The sequence below is a fragment of the Stenotrophomonas sp. B1-1 genome (assembly GCF_010894375.1).
Lineage (GTDB): Bacteria > Pseudomonadota > Gammaproteobacteria > Xanthomonadales > Xanthomonadaceae > Stenotrophomonas.
In genome coordinates this window covers 306,310-323,432 of record NZ_JAAIUZ010000011.1, presented here as the reverse complement: position 1 = coordinate 323,432, position 17,123 = coordinate 306,310, and the positions used below count along the sequence as shown (strand labels likewise).

At 66.8% G+C, this 17,123-nt stretch carries 15 protein-coding genes; 6 read left to right on the top strand and 9 right to left on the bottom strand.

Annotation, left to right across the window (positions count from 1 at the left end; translation table 11 throughout):
• Positions 1 to 4: 4 nt before the first annotated feature.
• From era to rpoE, 8 genes are all read right to left on the bottom strand, one after another.
• Positions 5 to 901, bottom strand: coding sequence for a GTPase Era (gene era, locus G4G00_RS09355; protein WP_108750708.1), 897 nt, complete (start codon positions 899 to 901; stop codon positions 5 to 7).
• Positions 898 to 1,578 (bottom strand): ribonuclease III, encoded by a 681-nt coding sequence (gene rnc / locus G4G00_RS09350; protein ID WP_108750709.1) that lies wholly within the window; start codon positions 1,576 to 1,578, stop codon positions 898 to 900. The genes era and rnc overlap by 4 nt, the downstream gene beginning before the upstream one ends.
• Entirely contained in the window at positions 1,568 to 1,951 is a 384-nt protein-coding gene (locus G4G00_RS09345) for a DUF4845 domain-containing protein (protein ID WP_108750710.1), read from the bottom strand. Before G4G00_RS09345 ends, rnc begins: the two co-directional genes overlap by 11 nt.
• Before the next feature lie 41 nt (positions 1,952 to 1,992).
• Positions 1,993 to 2,787 (bottom strand): signal peptidase I, encoded by a 795-nt coding sequence (gene lepB, locus G4G00_RS09340; protein ID WP_108750711.1) that lies wholly within the window; start codon positions 2,785 to 2,787, stop codon positions 1,993 to 1,995.
• Between the two features lie 54 nt (positions 2,788 to 2,841).
• Positions 2,842 to 4,635 carry a translation elongation factor 4 gene (lepA, locus tag G4G00_RS09335; protein ID WP_164272953.1) on the bottom strand — a complete coding sequence of 598 codons (1,794 nt, stop codon included), beginning with the start codon at positions 4,633 to 4,635 and terminating at the stop codon, positions 2,842 to 2,844.
• A gap of 177 nt (positions 4,636 to 4,812) precedes the next feature.
• Positions 4,813 to 6,345: a DegQ family serine endoprotease gene (locus tag G4G00_RS09330; protein WP_164272825.1), complete on the bottom strand. Its 1,533-nt coding sequence runs from the start codon at positions 6,343 to 6,345 to the stop codon at positions 4,813 to 4,815.
• A gap of 79 nt (positions 6,346 to 6,424) precedes the next feature.
• Positions 6,425 to 7,294 (bottom strand): sigma-E factor negative regulatory protein, encoded by an 870-nt coding sequence (locus G4G00_RS09325; protein ID WP_108753804.1) that lies wholly within the window; start codon positions 7,292 to 7,294, stop codon positions 6,425 to 6,427.
• Positions 7,291 to 7,911, bottom strand: coding sequence for an RNA polymerase sigma factor RpoE (gene rpoE / locus G4G00_RS09320; protein ID WP_108750715.1), 621 nt, complete (start codon positions 7,909 to 7,911; stop codon positions 7,291 to 7,293). The genes G4G00_RS09325 and rpoE overlap by 4 nt, the downstream gene beginning before the upstream one ends.
• 234 nt (positions 7,912 to 8,145) lie before the next feature.
• Here rpoE and G4G00_RS09315 point away from each other — a divergent pair, with 234 nt between their 5' ends.
• The 4 genes from G4G00_RS09315 to G4G00_RS09300 all read left to right on the top strand — a co-directional run bounded on the left by G4G00_RS09315 (position 8,146) and on the right by G4G00_RS09300 (position 13,301).
• Entirely contained in the window at positions 8,146 to 10,209 is a 2,064-nt protein-coding gene (locus G4G00_RS09315) for a 3-hydroxyacyl-CoA dehydrogenase NAD-binding domain-containing protein (protein WP_108753805.1), read from the top strand.
• 715 nt (positions 10,210 to 10,924) lie between these two features.
• Positions 10,925 to 11,788, top strand: a complete 864-nt coding sequence (locus G4G00_RS09310) for a pirin family protein (RefSeq protein WP_108754852.1) — start codon at positions 10,925 to 10,927, stop codon at positions 11,786 to 11,788.
• Positions 11,789 to 11,923: 135 nt separating this feature from the next.
• Positions 11,924 to 12,643: an aquaporin Z gene (aqpZ, locus tag G4G00_RS09305; protein WP_108753806.1), complete on the top strand. Its 720-nt coding sequence runs from the start codon at positions 11,924 to 11,926 to the stop codon at positions 12,641 to 12,643.
• A 199-nt stretch (positions 12,644 to 12,842) separates the two neighbouring features.
• The gene (locus tag G4G00_RS09300) at positions 12,843 to 13,301 is read left to right on the top strand and encodes a hypothetical protein (protein WP_108753807.1); all 459 of its coding nucleotides are present in this window, start codon (positions 12,843 to 12,845) and stop codon (positions 13,299 to 13,301) included.
• 132 nt (positions 13,302 to 13,433) lie between these two features.
• On the opposite strand, the gene G4G00_RS09295 is transcribed toward G4G00_RS09300, so the two are convergent.
• Positions 13,434 to 14,285 (bottom strand): pirin family protein, encoded by an 852-nt coding sequence (locus tag G4G00_RS09295; protein WP_108753808.1) that lies wholly within the window; start codon positions 14,283 to 14,285, stop codon positions 13,434 to 13,436.
• A 233-nt stretch (positions 14,286 to 14,518) separates the two neighbouring features.
• Between G4G00_RS09295 and G4G00_RS09290 the strand changes: the two genes are divergently transcribed.
• Entirely contained in the window at positions 14,519 to 16,600 is a 2,082-nt protein-coding gene (locus G4G00_RS09290; RefSeq protein WP_108753810.1) for a carbon starvation CstA family protein, read from the top strand.
• A complete protein-coding gene (locus G4G00_RS09285) occupies positions 16,600 to 16,824 on the top strand; it encodes a CstA-like transporter-associated (seleno)protein (protein ID WP_049467479.1) in 225 nt (74 codons plus the stop codon). Before G4G00_RS09290 ends, G4G00_RS09285 begins: the two co-directional genes overlap by 1 nt.
• Positions 16,825 to 17,123: the final 299 nt, after the last annotated feature.

Sequence of the window (17,123 nt, the reverse complement as noted above, 5' to 3'; positions counted from 1 at the left end):
CGGCTTACTCGTAGCCGAAGGCCTTCAGTGCGGCCTCGTCGTCGGACCAGCCTTCACGCACGCGCACCCAGGTTTCCAGGAACACCTTGGCCCCGAACAGACGCTCCATCTGCAGGCGCGACTTGGCCCCGATCTCCTTCAGGCGGGCGCCGCCCTTGCCGATCACGATGGCCTTCTGGCCCTCGCGCTCGACCCAGATGACCGCGCCGATGCGCAGCAGGTTGCCGTCTTCGGTGAAGCGCTCGATTTCCACCGTGGTGGCGTACGGCAGTTCTTCGCCCAGCTGGCGCATCAGCTGCTCGCGCACCAGTTCGCCGGCCAGGAAACGCTGGCTGCGGTCGGTGATCTCATCCTCGCCGAACATCGGCGGGGCTTCCGGCAGCAGCTTCAGCACGTCGCGCACCAGCGCTTCCAGGCCGTTGCGCTTCTGCGCGGAAATGGGATGCACGGCGGCGAAATCGCGGCCGTTGGTGACTTCCTGCAGGAACGGCAGCAGCGCGCCCTTGTCCTTCAGGCGGTCGATCTTGTTGACCACCAGCACCACCGGCACGCCGGCGTCGCGCAGCACGTTGAAGGCCAGGCTGTCCTCTTCGTCCCAGCGACCGGCTTCGATCACCAGCAGGCCGGCGTCCACGCCTTCCAGCGAGCCGCGGGCAGCACGGTTCATCACCCGGTTCATCGCCCGCTTCTGCACCTTGTGCAGCCCCGGGGTGTCGACCAGCACCAGCTGGCCTTCGGGATAGGTGGCGATGCCCAGCAGGCGATGGCGCGTGGTCTGCGGGCGGTTGGAGACGATGCTGACCTTGGCGCCGACCAGCGCATTGGTCAGGGTCGACTTGCCCACGTTCGGGCGGCCGATGACGGCCACACTGCCGCAATGATGGGGAATCTGTTCGCTCACTTGGAATCCAGTTGTTCAAGGACGGCCGCAGCCGCCTGTTGTTCGGCAATCCGCCGCGAGGAGCCTTCGCCCTCGATGCTGGCGGCGGGGTCGGCTACGTTGCAGCGTACCCGGAAGTGCTTGGCGTGGTCGTCACCGGATTCTGACACCAGTTCGTACTGCGGCAACGCCTTCTGTCGGGCCTGCAGCCATTCCTGCAGGCGGGTCTTGGGGTCCTTTTCCGGCCGCCCGGTGGCCGGCAGCGCCTCCATGGAGGCACTGAACCAGGGCAGCACCACCGTGCGGCAGGCCTCGAAGCCCCCATCCAGGTAGATCGCGGCCACCACCGCTTCCACGGCGTCGGCCAGGATCGAGTCGCGGCGATGGCCGCCGGATTTCATCTCACCAGCGCCCAGGATCAGGCGCTCGCCCAACTGCAGGGTGCGCGCGATCACCGCCAGCGCCTCTTCCCGCACCAGCGCGGCGCGGGCGCGGGTGAGCGCGCCCTCGTCGGCCTTGGGCCAGCGGTGGTACAGGGCCTCGGCCACCATCTGGTTGACGATGCTGTCGCCCAGGAATTCCAGGCGCTCGTTATGCGGCGCACCGGCACTGCGATGGGTCAGCGCCTGCTTCAGCAGGGCCGGATCGCGGAAGCTGTGACCGATCAGGTCACCACGTTGGAAAGGTTTATTCGGCACCGCTACGGGTCAGGTCCTGGGTCGATTCAAACTTGCCAACCACGTCCAGGTTGCCGACCAGCGGGCGGCGCACTTCGTAGTTGACGGTAAGGGTCCAGCCGCCATCGCGTCGGGCGAACTTGACGTTGGCCGGCTTCACGTTGTCCGAGTAGTTGATGTACAGCCGCTTGAAGAACAGGTCCTGGATCTGCGCCGGCGCCATGGTGCCCACGTTGGGCTCGGCCGCCAGGCTCTTCATGGCCGAACGCACCGAGTAGTACTCCTGGTACATCGGGAACAGCTTCATGCCGATGTACAGGAAGAACCCGACCACGGCCAGTACGACCAGGAACGAGGTCAAAGTCATGCCGCGCTGCGTGTTCATCGTCTTCATGGCGTTTCTCCCCAGATACGCGAATGGATGTGAAGTCAGTTTCAGTTGATGCCCGAACCGATACGCGACGGTTCGAAGCCGTCCTTGCAGAACCAGCCCGAGCAGTTCAGCCAGATCAGGAAGGCCTTGCCGCGCAGGTTTTCTTCCGGCAGCAGGCCCCAGAACCGGCCGTCGTCGCTGTTGTCGCGATTGTCGCCCATCACCAGATATTTACCAGCCGGCACGGTCCACTGGCCCTGGCCGCGCGGGAAATCGGTCTCCAGCACGGTATGGGTGCGGCCCGGCAGGTGCTCGACCAGCAGGTTGGCGCCTTCGCCCTGGCCACGGTGGCCGGCGTAGATGCCCTTGTTGTCATACTTCAGCGCTTCGCCGTTGAGGGTGACGCTGTCGCCGTCGAAGGACACCGTATCGCCCGGCACGCCGATCACGCGCTTGATGAAGTTCTCGCCCTTGGCCGGGTCGTTGTCGCTGTGGCCGGGGAAGTGGAACACCACCACGTCGCCGCGCGAGGGCTCGCCCACCGGCACGAACTTGGTGTTGCTGATCGGCAGGCGCAGGCCGTAGGAGAACTTGTTGACCAGGATGAAATCGCCGATCAGCAGGTTGGGCATCATCGAGCTGGACGGAATCTTGTACGGCTCGGCAATGAAGCTGCGCACCACCAGCACGATGGCCAGCACCGGGAAGAAGGCGCGTGAGTAATCCACCAGCACCGGCTCGGTGTCGAGCAGGCCGGCGCGCTGGGCACGGCGCTTGGCGAAGTACAGCTTTTCGGCAAGCAGGATCAGGCCCGAGGCCAGGGTCAGTACGACCAGGAGGATCTCAAACAGTTTCATTCAGGGTCCTTTGCAACGTCACCGGACGAACGGCCCCGAAGGGCCGCTGCGGGCTTACTTGTTGTCCATCTGCAGCACGGCCAGGAAGGCTTCCTGCGGAATTTCCACGCGGCCGACCTGCTTCATGCGCTTCTTGCCTTCCTTCTGCTTTTCCAGAAGCTTCTTCTTGCGCGAAACGTCGCCACCATAGCACTTGGCCAGCACGTTCTTGCGCATGGCCTTGACCGTGGTGCGGGCGATGATCTGCGAGCCGACGGCGGCCTGGATGGCCACGTCGAACTGCTGGCGCGGGATCAGGTCCTTCATCTTCTCGCACAGCTCGCGGCCGCGGCGGTCGGCGTGGCTGCGGTGCACGATCAGCGACAGGGCGTCGACCTTGTCACCGTTGATCAGCACGTCCACGCGCACGAACGGGCCGGCATCGAAGCGCACGAAGTGGTAGTCCAGCGAGGCATAGCCACGGCTGACCGACTTCAGCTTGTCGAAGAAGTCCAGCACCACTTCGGCCATCGGCAGCTCGTAGCTGATCTGCACCTGGCTGCCCAGGTAGTTGATGCCGATCTGGCTGCCGCGCTTTTCTTCGCACAGCTTGATGATGTTGCCGATGTACTCCTCGGGGGTGAGCACGTTGGCGCGGATGATCGGCTCGCGGATCTCTTCCACATGGTTCACCGGCGGCAGCTTGGCCGGGTTGTCCATGTTGATGATGGTGCCGTCGGTCTTCAGGACCTCGTAGACCACCGTCGGCGCGGTGCTGATCAGGTCCAGGTTGTATTCGCGTTCCAGGCGCTCCTGCACGATTTCCATGTGCAGCATGCCCAGGAAGCCGCAGCGGAAACCGAAGCCCATCGCTTCGGAGCTTTCCGGCTCGAAGCGCAGCGCGGCGTCGTTCAGGCGCAGCTTGTCCAGCGCTTCGCGCAGGTCCGGGTAGTCCTCGGCATCGACCGGGAACAGGCCGGCGAACACGCGCGGCTGCATTTCCTGGAAGCCCGGCAGCGGCTTGGGCGCCGGATCGGCGGCCAGGGTGAGGGTGTCGCCCACTGGTGCGCCGTGCACGTCCTTGATGCTGGCGGTGACCCAGCCCACTTCACCGGCACGCAGCGCCGGCAGCACTTTCCGCTTCGGCGTGAACACGCCGACGTTGTCGACCTGGTGGGTACGGCCGGTGGACATGACCTGCAGCTTGTCGCCGGCCTTGATCTGGCCCTGCATGACGCGCACCAGCGAGACCACGCCCAGGTAGTTGTCGAACCAGGAATCGATGATCAGCGCCTGCAGCTTGTCGGTGTCGCGCGGCTGCGGTGCCGGGATGCGGTGCACGATGGCTTCCAGCACGTCCTGCACGTTCAGGCCGGTCTTGGCACTGACCGGCACGGCGTCGGCGGCGTCGATGCCGATCACGGCCTCGATCTCGGCCTTGGCGCGTTCGATATCGGCGGTGGGCAGGTCGATCTTGTTGATGACCGGCACCACTTCCAGGCCCTGCTCGACGGCGGTGTAGCAGTTGGCCACCGACTGCGCTTCCACGCCCTGGGCGGCATCGACCACCAGCAGCGCGCCTTCGCAGGCGGCCAGCGAACGGCTGACTTCATAGGAGAAGTCGACGTGGCCGGGGGTGTCGATGAAGTTCAGGTGGTAGGTCTGTCCATCCTTGGCCAGGTACGGCAGCGACACCGACTGGGCCTTGATGGTGATGCCACGCTCGCGCTCGATCGGGTTGGAGTCGAGCACCTGCGCTTCCATCTCGCGGGCCTGCAGGCCGCCACAGAGCTGGATGATGCGATCGGCCAGCGTGGACTTGCCGTGGTCGACGTGGGCAATGATGGAGAAGTTGCGGATGTTCCGCATCGAATCAGAAGACATAGGTGGCGGCGGCGCGCGGCGTCGTCAGGGTAACGGTGGATTATCGCATGCCCGGGGCCAGCCCGCTTGGGCGCGCTCGCGGGGCGGCTGGAAATGGCCGAAGCCCCGCCAGAGCGGGGCTTCGGGGGATTGCCAGGGCCGCCAAGGGCGGCCGTGAAGGCGTTACTGGCCGGCCTTGACCGCCACGAAGGCGCTGTTGCCGCTGTTGGCACGCACCAGCAGCAGGACCACATCGCCCTTCTTGTAGCCGGACAGCGCGCGGTTGAGCGCGTCGACACGGCCGACCGGGGTATTGCCGACACGCAGGATGACCATGCCCGGCGCCAGGCCGGCATCGCGGGCACTTTCACCCTTCACCCCGGTAATGCGCACGCCCTCGCCCGCATCCAGGCCGAGCTGCTTGCGCTGCGGCGAGGTCAGCTCGGTCACGTCCAGGCCCAGCAGGGCGTTGGCACCGGTCTGCGGGGGCGCATCCGCGTCGGCGGTGGACGTACCACGGCCGTCGGCCTGGCCGTCTTCGGTCAGCGCGGTCAGGGTGGCGCTGAGCTCACGCGGCTTGCCGTCGCGGTAGACCACCAGGGTCACCTTGCTGCCCGGCGCCATGGCACCGATCAGCGGCGGCAGATCGGACCAGGTGTTGACCGCGCGGCCATTGACCGAGCGGATCACGTCACCCAGTTGCACACCGGCCTTCGCCGCGGCGCTGCCCGGCACGATCTGGTTGACCAGGGCGCCACGGCTGTCGGGCAGGCCCAGGCCCTGCGCTTTGAGCGAATCGACCTGCTCGACCACCGCACCCAGCTGGCCACGGGTGACCTTGCCACTCTTCTTGATCTGCTCAACCGCGCTCATCGCCAGGTCGATCGGGATCGAGAAGCTGATGCCCATGTAACCGCCGGACGCGGAGTAGATCTGCGAGTTGATGCCGACCACTTCACCGCGGGTGTTCAGCAGCGGGCCACCGGAATTGCCCTGGTTGATCGCCACGTCGGTCTGGATGAAGGGCACGTAGCGCTGGTCCGGGCCACCGGTGCTGCGGCCCAGCGCGCTGACGATGCCCGCGGTGACCGAATGATCCAGGCCGAACGGCGAACCGATCGCGACCACCCACTGGCCCGGCTTCAGGGTGTTGGAATCGCCCAGACGCACGGTCGGCAGGTTCTTGCCTTCGATCTTCAGCAGGGCCACGTCGTACTGCTGGTCGCTGCCGACCACCTTGGCGGTGAACTCGCGGCTGTCACCCAGCTTGACCTTCACATCGCTGGCATCGGCCACCACGTGGTAGTTGGTCAGCACGTAGCCGTCGGGCGAGATGATGAAGCCCGAGCCCATGCCACGGCCCTTGATGCTGGGCCCGCTGTCGCCCCCACCCTGCCCCGGCATCGGGAAGTCCGGGCCGAAGAAGCGGCGGAAGAATTCGGGCATCTCGTCGTCGCCGGGGCCCATGCCGCCGCGCGCCTGGCGGTTCTGGCGCACGATGGTGGTATCGACGTTGACCACGCCCGGGCCGACCTGTTCGACCAGGTTGGTGAAATCAGGCAGGCCACTGACCAGCGGCTGCGCCGGTGCGCGGGGGGCGGCGGCCGCTGCGGCCGGCTGCGCCGGGGCGGCCGGTGACGGCGCCTGCGCGCAGGCCATCAACGGCAGGGTCATCACCAGCAGGCCCATGGCATGGGTACGGAATCGGGCAGTCATCGGACGGCAACCTCCGGATCGGATGGAAAACGGGAGAGGCGCCCCGCCAGCGGCGGGGCGTGGACCGGCGCGCTCCAGGTCAGTCGCGCGGGCGGGGCGGCGCCGGCAGATCGTCCTGCAGGCGCGGCTCGAAGGGATAGAACGCGGCGCCACCGGACGCGGCCGGGAAGCTGGCATTGAGGGCGCTGCCGCCGGCCGGGGCCAGGCTGGACTTCGGCCAGGGCCGTGCCTGCAGGCTGCCGACATCGCCGAAGGGCAGATGGCGGGTGTTGGCGGTGGGCACCGAGGGCGCCAGCGGCACCGCGGCCGTGGCCACGGCGCGCTGCGGCGCCTCGTCACGCTGGGCCACGCGCGCGGCCTGCTGGCTGCGGGTGGCACTGGCGCGGCGGGCATCCTGGCGGCGGCTGGCGGCCATGGCCACCGCCGGCACAGCAGCCACGGCCATCGCGGCGCTGTCCACCGACGCTTCGGTTACCGGCGCGGCAGCCGGCGCCAGTTCGGCCTGGCTGGCCACCACCTGCGGGGCCGGGGCTTCGCCGGGTGCGGGGGGCTGCAGCTTTTCGCCGCCCATGAACAGGGCCACGGCGGCCACCGAGGCTGCCAGTGCGGCACCGCCGCCCCAGGCACGCCAGCCCGTGCGACGCACCTGCCGGCGCGGTTCAGCCACCGGCGCGGGTTCGGCGGCAATCGCCGCGGCCACGCGTTCGCTGAAACCGGCCGGGGCCAGCAGCGAGGCCTGGCCACGCATCACATCGCCCAGCAGCTGCCAGCGTTCCTGGCAGCCGGCCAATTCCGGATCATGTTCCATGCGGCGCAGCAGGAAGCGCGCCTCGTCGGCGCCCAGCTCGCCATCGACCAGGGCCGACAGCTGTTCGCGGTGGCGCTGGTCCAGGCGTTGCCCGGCCGGGGATTGATGGTTCTGCGATTCGTTCAACGGGTTACTGGTCATACGCGGCTCTTCTCGCGGGTGGCGCTGCCGATGTCCAGCAGCGGCCGGAGTTCAGTGTCGATCGCCTCGCGCGCCCGGAAGATCCGCGAACGCACGGTGCCGATCGGGCACCCCATCTTCTGCGCGATTTCCTCGTAGCTCAGGCCTTCCACCTCGCGCAGGGTGATCGCCGACCGGAGTTCTTCCGGCAGCGCGTTGACGGCCTTCATCACCGTCTGTTCCAGTTCCTGGCGCATCAACTCGCGTTCGGGCGTGTCGGTGTCGCGCAGACGGGTGCCGCTGTCGAACTGCTCGGCATCACCGATGTCGATGTCATCGGTGGGCGGGCGTCGATTGTGTGAAGCCAGGTAGTTTTTGGCAGTGTTCACGGCGATCCGATGCAACCAGGTTGAGAACTGGGCGTCGCCGCGGAAGCTTCCAATGGCGCGATAGGCGCGCATGAAAGTGTCCTGGGCCACGTCCTGACATTCGCTCCAGTCGGCGATGTAGCGACCGACAAGGGCCACCACGCGATGCTGGTACTTGCGCACCAGGACATCGAACGCGGCGCTCTCGCCGTGCTGCACGCGCCGGACCAGTTCCAGATCCAGCTCCTGTGGTGTTTCAACCTCGGCCATGAGGGGCCGCACTCCTGTCAGCCCAACCGACGTCGGGCAATGAGACTGCCAATCCCGGGAAAAGTTCAGTCGCCGATCACCCGGCGCCGCACCAGCTTTTAACCACCGTTCCGCTAGCGTCCGGTTCCACGGCCATGGATCCGGGGTCGCCTACCCCTCCTATTGGGATTTGACGCGGGGGAAACAACCTCTGGATCATAGCCGCTTCTCCATACACAACCGGATGGAACGTCCATGCTCTCAGGCTTCGATGGGCTCCGCTTCAGCCACTGGCACCCCGAAATCCGTGAAGACGGCGTGGTGGTCCTTACCCTGGATCGTCAGGACACCAGCGTCAACGCGATGTCGCAGGACGTGCTGCTGGAACTGGGCGACCTGCTCGAACGCATCGCCCTGGACCCGCCCAAGGGCGTGGTGATCCAGTCGGCGAAGAAGGCCGGCTTCATTGCCGGTGCCGACCTGAAGGAGTTCCAGGAATTCGACCGCCGCGGCACCGTGAACGATGCCATCCGCCGCGGCCAGTCCACCTACCAGAAGCTGGCCGAGCTGCCCTGCCCCACCGTGGCGGCCATCCATGGCCACTGCCTGGGCGGCGGTACCGAACTGGCGCTGGCCTGCCGCTACCGGGTGGCCTCCAATGACAGCAGCACCCGCATCGGCCTGCCGGAAACCCAGCTGGGCATCTTCCCGGGCTGGGGCGGCAGCGCGCGACTGCCGCATCTGGTGGGTGCGCCGGCGGCGATGGACCTGATGCTGACCGGGCGCACCCTGTCGGCCTCGGCCGCGCGTGGCATCGGCCTGGTCGACAAGGTGGTGGCACCGGCCGTGGTGCTCGATACCGCCGTGGCGCTGGCGCTGTCCGGCACCACCCGGCCGTTCAAGCAGCGCGCGACCGCATGGGCGACCAATACCTGGCTGGCGCGCACCCTGCTGGCACCGCAGATGGTCAAGCAGGTGGCGCGCAAGGCGAAGAAGGACCAGTACCCGGCGCCGTACGCACTGATCAGCACCTGGCAGCGCAGCGGCGGCAAGCCGATCCAGGCACGCCTGGATGCCGAGCGCCGCGCGGTGGTGAAGCTGGCCAGCACGCCGACCGCGCGCAACCTGATCCGCATCTTCTTCCTGACCGAGCGCCTGAAGGGCCTGGGCAGCGGTGATTCCGGCATCCGCCACGTGCACGTGGTCGGTGCTGGCGTGATGGGTGGCGACATTGCCGCCTGGGCCGCCTACAAGGGCTTCGAAGTGACCCTGCAGGACCGCGAGCAGCGCTTCATCGACCCGGCCATGGAGCGCGCCCAGGCATTGTTTGCCAAGAAGGTGCGCGATGAGAGCAAGCGCCCGGCGGTGGCCGCGCGACTGCGTGCCGACCTGGAGGGCAACGGCGTGGCCGAAGCCGACCTGGTGATCGAGGCCATCATCGAGAACCCCGAGGCCAAGCGTGCGCTGTACCAGACGCTGGAACCGAAGATGAAGCTGGACGCCCTGCTGACCACCAACACCTCGTCGATTCCGTTGGTGGAACTGCGCGACCACATCCAGCGCCCGGCGCAGTTTGCCGGCCTGCACTACTTCAACCCGGTGGCGCAGATGCCGCTGGTGGAAATCATCCACCACGACGGGATGGCGCCGGAGACGGAGCGCCGCCTGGCCGCGTTCTGCAAGGCGCTGGGCAAGTTCCCGGTGCCGGTGGCCGGCAGCCCGGGCTTCCTGGTCAACCGCGTGCTGTTCCCGTACATGCTGGAAGCGGCCACCGCCTATGCCGAAGGCATTCCGGGCCCGGTGATCGACAAGGCGGCCGTGAAGTTCGGCATGCCGATGGGGCCGATCGAGCTGATCGATACCGTGGGCCTGGACGTGGCTGCCGGCGTGGGCCGTGAACTGGCCCCGTTCCTGGGCCTGCAGATTCCGGCGGCGCTGCAGACGGTGGAACCGGACAAGCGCGGCAAGAAGGACGGCCAGGGCATTTATACCTGGGAAAACGGCAAGCCGAAGAAGCCGGACGTGGCCAGCAACTACCAGGCCCCGACCGATCTGGAAGACCGCCTGATCCTGCCGCTGTTGAACGAGGCGGTGGCCTGCCTGCACGAAGGCGTGGTGGCCGATGCGGACCTGCTGGATGCGGGTGTGATCTTCGGCACCGGTTTCGCCCCGTTCCGTGGCGGCCCGATCCAGCACATCCGCGCGGTGGGTGCCGATGTGATCGTCGAGCGTCTGAAGGCGTTGCAGCAGCGCCACGGCGACCGCTTCGCCCCGCGCCCGGGCTGGGACAACCCCGCCCTGCGCGAACCGGTGGTGTGAGTTGGTCGGCCGGGCCTGCGGCCCGGCACCCGCAGAGGCAACAGCAACAGCCGAAGCCAGAGCCGGAGCAACAGCCGGCTCTGGCTTTTCTATTTGCTGGGCGGGGCGGTGTGGGCTGGCAGGACACGCCGTAAATCCATCCCTGGAGGCTCGTAGGCGCCTTGCTCGTGTGCGCAATCCTGCGCACACGGCAAGACCGGGGTTGGGCGTCCTGCCCAACCCGCCCGAGGCATGCCTCGGGCCCATGGCGCCTGCGGTCCTGCCAGCCCACACCGCCCCACCCCTGACAGTTTCCCGGCGACGGTGGGTAAACAGCCACTTCATTTGGGATCACTACGAACTGGTGGGTGGCTACCTTGGGGGCCACCAGGAGCGAAGCGACCGGCGTTTGAATTTGATTTTCTTTTTTCTTTTCCGTGGCTGACGCGCACGGAAACCGTCAGGGCCGGGGCGGGTTGGGGGCGCGGGACCGCAGGCGCCATGGATGGCGCCTACGAGCCTCCAGGGACGTATTCACGGCGTGTCCCGCGCCCCCAACCCGCCCCGGCCCAACACGAAATTCGCACCGCCCAGCCACGAGGGGCTGCGCCGTTGGCGGGAACCCCGTCGAGCAAGCTCGACGCTGCGGAACAGGCTGTTACCCGCATGGGGCATGTCGCCGTCACCACGGCGTGCCATGCTGGCGCCCTTGATTCCTGCCAGCGAGAACGCCCGCATGACCACCATCATCGCCCCGCGCGTCCACGACATCGGCGGCCTGGAAGTGCGCCGCGCCGTGCCCACGCTGCAGGCCCGCAGCATCGGTTCGTTCGTGTTCGTCGACCAGATGGGCCCGGCCATCATGCACCCCGGCACCGCCATCGACGTGCGCCCGCACCCGCATATCGGCCTGGCCACGGTGACCTACCTGTGGTCCGGCGCCATCGGCCACCGCGATACGCTGGGCTCGGACCAGGTGATCCGCCCTGGCGATGTGAACTGGATGACCGCCGGCCGTGGCATCGCCCATTCCGAGCGCACGCCGCCGCCGGATCGCGGCCACGACAACCCGATCCATGGCATGCAGACCTGGGTGGCGCTGCCCAAGTCGCATGAGGAAATCGAACCGGCGTTCTACCACCACGCCGCCGCCACCCTGCCCGAGCAGCGCCGCAACGGCGTCTGGCTGCGGGTGATCGCCGGCCGCGCCTACGGCGAGGAATCGCCGGTGAAGGTCTTCGCCGATACCCTGAACGTGGCCATCGACCTGGACCCCGATGCCGAGATCGACATCGACAATGGCCACCACGAACGTGCGCTGTACATCCTGGAAGGCCAGGCCCAGCTGGATGGCGTGGACATTCCCGCCCAGCACCTGGTCATTCCCGAAGCCGGTGCCATCGGCCGCCTGCGCGCAAAGACGCCGGTGAAGGCGATGCTGTTCGGCGGCGAGCCGCTGGATGGGCCGCGCCACCTGTGGTGGAACTTCGTGTCCAGTTCCAAGGAACGCATCGAACAGGCCAAGCACGATTGGGAAGCCGGTCGCTTCGGCACGATCCCGGGTGACGACAAGGAATTCATTCCGCTGCCGCAGTATTGACGGCAGTCGAGCACGCTCGACTCTACTCAGCCACAGTCGAGCAAGCTCGACTCTACGGGCTGTACACATGTTCATCACCGGCCGCCCACTTCAATGCGACCGCACGCATCCGCGCGCCACAATGGAGTGCACGTCATGGGCATGGGAAAGCGCTTGGCCGCCGAATTCCTCGGCACGTTCTGGCTGGTGTTGGGCGGCTGTGGCAGCGCGGTACTGGCCGCCAAGTTCGGCGGCGACGGCAATCCGCTGGGTATCGGTTTCCTGGGCGTGGCGCTGGCCTTCGGCCTGACCGTGGTCACCGGTGCCTATGCGTTCGGCCATGTGTCGGGCGCGCATTTCAATCCGGCCGTCAGCGTCGGCCTTTGGGCCGGTGGCCGCTTCCCGGCCCGCGATCTGCTGCCGTACATCCTGGCCCAGTGCGTCGGTGGCCTGCTGGCGGGCTTCATCCTGCTGCAGATTGCTTCAGGTGCCAGCGGCTTTGCCATCGATGGCAGCCAGGCCGGCGCGTTCGCCAGCAATGGGTACGGCGCACTGTCGCCGGGCGGCTACAGCGTGGCGGCCGCCTTCCTGTGCGAAGTGGTGCTGACCGCGGTGTTCCTGGTGGTGATCATGGGCAGCACGCACGGCAAGGCGCCGGCTGGCTTTGCGCCGCTGGCCATCGGCCTGGCCCTGACCCTGATCCATCTGATCAGCATTCCGGTGACCAACACCTCGGTGAACCCGGCCCGATCGACCGCCGTGGCCTTCTTCGCCGGCAGTGGGGCTACCGGCCAGTTGTGGCTGTTCTGGGTGGCGCCGCTGCTGGGCGGCGTGATTGGCGGGATGATCTACAAGTGGGTCGGCAGCGACCGGTGATCTCCGCCGCGTCCATTGCGGCCGTCACCCGGCCGCAATGGTTACATTTGCAACCGCAATTTGTGCGATCGCTCACGTTCCGTTAAGGTCGGCTTGACCTCCCGTGCACGTGCCGGGAACGTCGGCATCCGGGGATGGGATGCCCGCGCCGCCGGTGCCATCGGCGGGGACTCTAGGCCACACCACCTTGGGGGAATGCATGAAGTTCGTGCCTGTTCTGTTGTCGAGCCTGTTGTTTGCCGCGGCCAACGCCGCCGCACAGGCGCCGGTTGACTGTCCTACGCTGCCAGCCAGCAGTGGCCTGCAGTGGCAGCAGCAGGTGCAGAGCGATTTCCTGATCTGCCGCGCCAGCACCGCCGACGGCCGCGAGGTGCTGAGCCTGATGCTGAGCCAACGCGATCCCAACATTCCGCTCAGCCGCTCGCTGCGCGAGGAAAAGGGCAGCTTCGGCGGCGAATCGATGTACTGGTACAAGCCCGACCTGGGCGGCCAGCAGCCGCCCGGCTATGCCGAGCGCCGCATCAGCGTGGTCAAGCTGGACAAGGGCCGCTACGCGCAGATCGCCCTGTACCCGGGCAGCACCCAGGAAATGGGCAGCCTGCAGCAGCTGGCGCAGGGCATGAGCCTGAACCCCACTGCCGTGGCCGACGGCCGCTGAATGAGCGCGGGGATGACTGCCTGGCAGCCTCCCCGCCATCCCGCCCGACCCATCGCTAGCGCCGGGCCATGCCCGGTGAACTGCGTTGCGTGGGCGCGGGAAAAAACGCCGGGTGGGACCCGGCGCTACCGCTCAGAAGCGGCCTTCCTGGAAATCGACGAAAGCCTGCATCAGTTCCTGCCGGGTGTTCATCACGAACGGCCCGTGGCGCATGACCGGCTCGCGCAGCGGACGGCCCGCCACCAGGATCAACCGCGCGCCCTCGGCGCCGGCCGACACGTGCAGCTGCTCGCCACCGCCCAGCACGGCCAGTTCCTGCCGCGCCACATCGCGCGCCGCATCCTGCTCGCCCACGGTCAGCGCACCTTCGAACACATAGGCGAAGGCGTTGTGGCCTTCCGGCAGCGTGTACGTCCAGGCGCGATCCGGCGCCAGGGTGATATCCAGATAGACCGGATCGGTGGCCGGCTGCGCGATCGGCCCTGCAGTGCCATCGACCGTACCGGCGATCACCTTCACCTGCACGCCGTCGGCCGGCTGCACCACCGGAATGCGCTCGGGCGCGAACTCCTGGTACTTCGGGTCGGTCATCTTGTCCCGCGCCGGCAGGTTCACCCACAGCTGGAAGCCACGCATCTGCCCGCTTTCCTGCTCGGGCATTTCCGAATGCACCAGGCCGCGGCCGGCGGTCATCCACTGCACGCTGCCCGGGGTCAGCAGGCCTTCGTTGCCGTGGTTGTCGCGATGCCGCATGCGCCCGTCCAGCATGTAGGTGACGGTCTCGAAGCCCCGATGCGGATGCTCCGGGAAGCCGGCGATGTAGTCCTCGGCGCGGTCGGTGCCGAATTCATCCAGCAGCAGGAAGGGGTCCAGATCCGGCAGCGAGGGGCCACCGATGACCCGGGTCAGGCGCACACCGGCGCCATCGGACGTGGGCATGCCACGGATCGTGCGCAGCACGCGCACCGGCTCGGGAAGACTCATGGCAACTCCTGTGGGATGGATGCCCATGAAGATGGACGCTGCAGCGCGGCGGGCCAATGGATGGCGCCGCAACCGATTGTTCCATTGCTGGTGTTTGCCGCGCGTCATGTCCGCCACGCGGCATCGCCTGCGTTGTGTTCGACCAAAGTACTACCGAAGAAGGCTCCCGTGGACATTGACCCTGCCAAGGGCACGCGGGACTCTTTCACTGTCTTTCCGGGAGAGAGCACCTCATGAAAGGGTTTTCCAAACTGGGCTGGGCCGCACTGGCCCTGCTCGGCGCGTTCTGTCTGGGCACCGTCGCCCTGCGCCGCGGCGAACACATCAACGCACTGTGGATCGTGGTGGCCGCGGTATCGCTGTATCTGGTCGCCTATCGCTACTACAGCCTGTTCATCGCCAACAAGGTGATGCAGCTCGATCCGACCCGGGCCACCCCGGCGGTGATCAACAACGACGGTCTGGATTACGTTCCGACCAACAAACACGTGCTGTTCGGCCACCACTTCGCCGCCATTGCCGGCGCCGGCCCGCTGGTGGGCCCGGTGCTGGCCGCGCAGATGGGCTACCTGCCCGGCCTGCTGTGGCTGGTGGTGGGCGTGGTGCTGGCCGGCGCAGTGCAGGACTTCATGGTCCTGTTCCTGTCCAGCCGCCGCAACGGCCGTTCGCTGGGTGACCTGGTGCGCGAGGAAATGGGCCAGGTGCCCGGCACCATCGCCCTGTTCGGCGCCTTCCTGATCATGATCATCATCCTGGCGGTGCTGGCCATGGTGGTGGTGAAGGCGCTGGCGGAAAGCCCGTGGGGCATGTTCACGGTGATCGCCACGATGCCCATCGCGATCCTGATGGGCGTGTACATGCGCTACATCCGGCCGGGCAAGATCGGTGAGATTTCCGTGGTGGGCCTGATCCTGCTGCTGGCCGCGATCTGGTTCGGCGGCAAGGTGGCGGCCGACCCGGTCTGGGGCCCGGCGTTCACCTTCACCGGTACCCAGATCACCTGGATGCTGATCGGCTACGGTTTCGTCGCATCGGTACTGCCGGTGTGGCTGCTGCTGGCCCCGCGCGATTACCTGTCGACCTTCCTGAAGATCGGCACGATCATCGCCCTCGCCATCGGTATCGTGGTGGTGATGCCGGAACTGAAGATGCCGGCACTGACCCAGTTCGCCGCCAGCGGTGACGGTCCGGTGTGGAAGGGCGGCATGTTCCCGTTCCTGTTCATCACCATCGCCTGCGGCGCGGTGTCCGGTTTCCATGCGCTGATTTCCTCGGGCACCACGCCCAAGCTGCTGGCCAATGAAGCGCACATGCGCTACATCGGCTACGGCGGCATGCTGATGGAATCGTTCGTGGCGGTGATGGCGCTGGTGGCTGCCTCGATCATCGATCCGGGCATCTACTTCGCCATGAACAGCCCGGCAGCGGTGATCGGTGCCGACGCCGTGTCGGCCGCGCACTACATCACCAACACCTGGGGCTTCACCATCACCCCGGAACAGTTGAATGCCACAGCGGCGGCGATCGGTGAACCGACCATCCTGCACCGCGCCGGTGGTGCGCCCACGCTGGCGGTGGGCATCGCGCAGATCCTGCACGAGGCCATTCCCAGCAGCAGCGACGCGATGATGGCGTTCTGGTACCACTTCGCGATCCTGTTCGAAGCGCTGTTCATCCTGACCGCCGTGGATGCCGGTACCCGTGCCGGTCGCTTCATGCTGCAGGACCTGCTGGGCAACTTCGTGCCGGCCCTGAAGAAGACCGAATCGTGGACGGCCAACATCATCGGCACGGCCGGCTGCGTGGCGCTGTGGGGCTACCTGCTGTACACCGGTGTGGTCGATCCGTTCGGTGGCATCCAGACGCTGTGGCCGCTGTTCGGCATTTCCAACCAGATGCTGGCCGGTATCGCGCTGATGCTGGGCACGGTGGTGCTGTTCAAGATGAAGCGTGACCGCTACGCGTGGGTGACCGCCGTGCCGGCCGTGTGGCTGCTGATCTGCACCACGTATGCAGGCTTCATCAAGATCTTCGACAGCAACCCGGCGCAGGGTTTCCTGGCCCAGGCGCACAAGTTCCAGGCCGCCATTGCCAGTGACACCATCACCGCACCGGCCAAGAGCGTGGCGCAGATGCAGCAGATCGTGGTGAACGCTTACGTCAACACCGGCCTGACTGCGCTGTTCCTGCTGGTGGTGGCCTCGGTGCTGGTGTATGCGATCAAGACCATCCTGGCTGCCCGTCGCAACCCGCAGCGGACCGACCGCGAGACCCCGTACGTGGCGCTGAAGCCGCACGAAATGGTGGATCTGTAATGAGTACCCAACTGGTTCCGGTAGGCCAGTACCAGGCGCACCGCCGCATCTGGCGGCGCCTGGTGCAGACCGCGCGCCTGTGCTGTGGCATTCCTGATTACGACAACTACGTCCGGCACATGCTGGAAAAGCATCCGGATCAGGAGCCGATGGACTACAAGACGTTCTTCCGCGAGCGACAGGAAGCGCGATACGGCGGCCGCAACGGCGGACGCTGCTGCTGAGGTGCTGTGTGGGTGCCGGGCTTGCAGCCCGGCGCCCGCAGAAGCCGGAGCAACTGCAACTGCAAGAGCGTCGGCTCTGGGTTTCTGTTTGTTTGGCGGGGCGGTGTCGGATTGCGGGGACGCCGCAAGTACGTCCATGTAGGCTTGGCCGCGGCATCCATGCCGCGGACACCCCGCAATCCGACACCGCCCCACCTTCGACAGATTGCCGGTGACGGCGGGACACACGCGGGGTCAGATCCGTTTTCCGAAGGAAACGGATCTGACCCCATTTTGTTTATCGATATCTGACAGATGTG

What these genes read in the sequence shown, in the direction of transcription:
- G4G00_RS09345 (WP_108750710.1), bottom strand. Translation starts at nt 1,951, where the DNA reads ATGAAGACGATGAACACGCAGCGCGGCATGACTTTGACCTCGTTCCTG.
- G4G00_RS09300 (WP_108753807.1), top strand. Translation starts at nt 12,843, where the DNA reads ATGAAGTTCGTGCCTGTTCTGTTGTCGAGCCTGTTGTTTGCCGCGGCC.
- lepA (WP_164272953.1), bottom strand. Translation starts at nt 4,635, where the DNA reads ATGCGGAACATCCGCAACTTCTCCATCATTGCCCACGTCGACCACGGC.
- G4G00_RS09310 (WP_108754852.1), top strand. Translation starts at nt 10,925, where the DNA reads ATGACCACCATCATCGCCCCGCGCGTCCACGACATCGGCGGCCTGGAA.
- aqpZ (WP_108753806.1), top strand. Translation starts at nt 11,924, where the DNA reads ATGGGCATGGGAAAGCGCTTGGCCGCCGAATTCCTCGGCACGTTCTGG.
- G4G00_RS09285 (WP_049467479.1), top strand. Translation starts at nt 16,600, where the DNA reads ATGAGTACCCAACTGGTTCCGGTAGGCCAGTACCAGGCGCACCGCCGC.
- G4G00_RS09295 (WP_108753808.1), bottom strand. Translation starts at nt 14,285, where the DNA reads ATGAGTCTTCCCGAGCCGGTGCGCGTGCTGCGCACGATCCGTGGCATG.
- rpoE (WP_108750715.1), bottom strand. Translation starts at nt 7,911, where the DNA reads ATGGCCGAGGTTGAAACACCACAGGAGCTGGATCTGGAACTGGTCCGG.
- G4G00_RS09315 (WP_108753805.1), top strand. Translation starts at nt 8,146, where the DNA reads ATGCTCTCAGGCTTCGATGGGCTCCGCTTCAGCCACTGGCACCCCGAA.
- lepB (WP_108750711.1), bottom strand. Translation starts at nt 2,787, where the DNA reads ATGAAACTGTTTGAGATCCTCCTGGTCGTACTGACCCTGGCCTCGGGC.
- G4G00_RS09325 (WP_108753804.1), bottom strand. Translation starts at nt 7,294, where the DNA reads ATGACCAGTAACCCGTTGAACGAATCGCAGAACCATCAATCCCCGGCC.
- G4G00_RS09330 (WP_164272825.1), bottom strand. Translation starts at nt 6,345, where the DNA reads ATGACTGCCCGATTCCGTACCCATGCCATGGGCCTGCTGGTGATGACC.
- G4G00_RS09290 (WP_108753810.1), top strand. Translation starts at nt 14,519, where the DNA reads ATGAAAGGGTTTTCCAAACTGGGCTGGGCCGCACTGGCCCTGCTCGGC.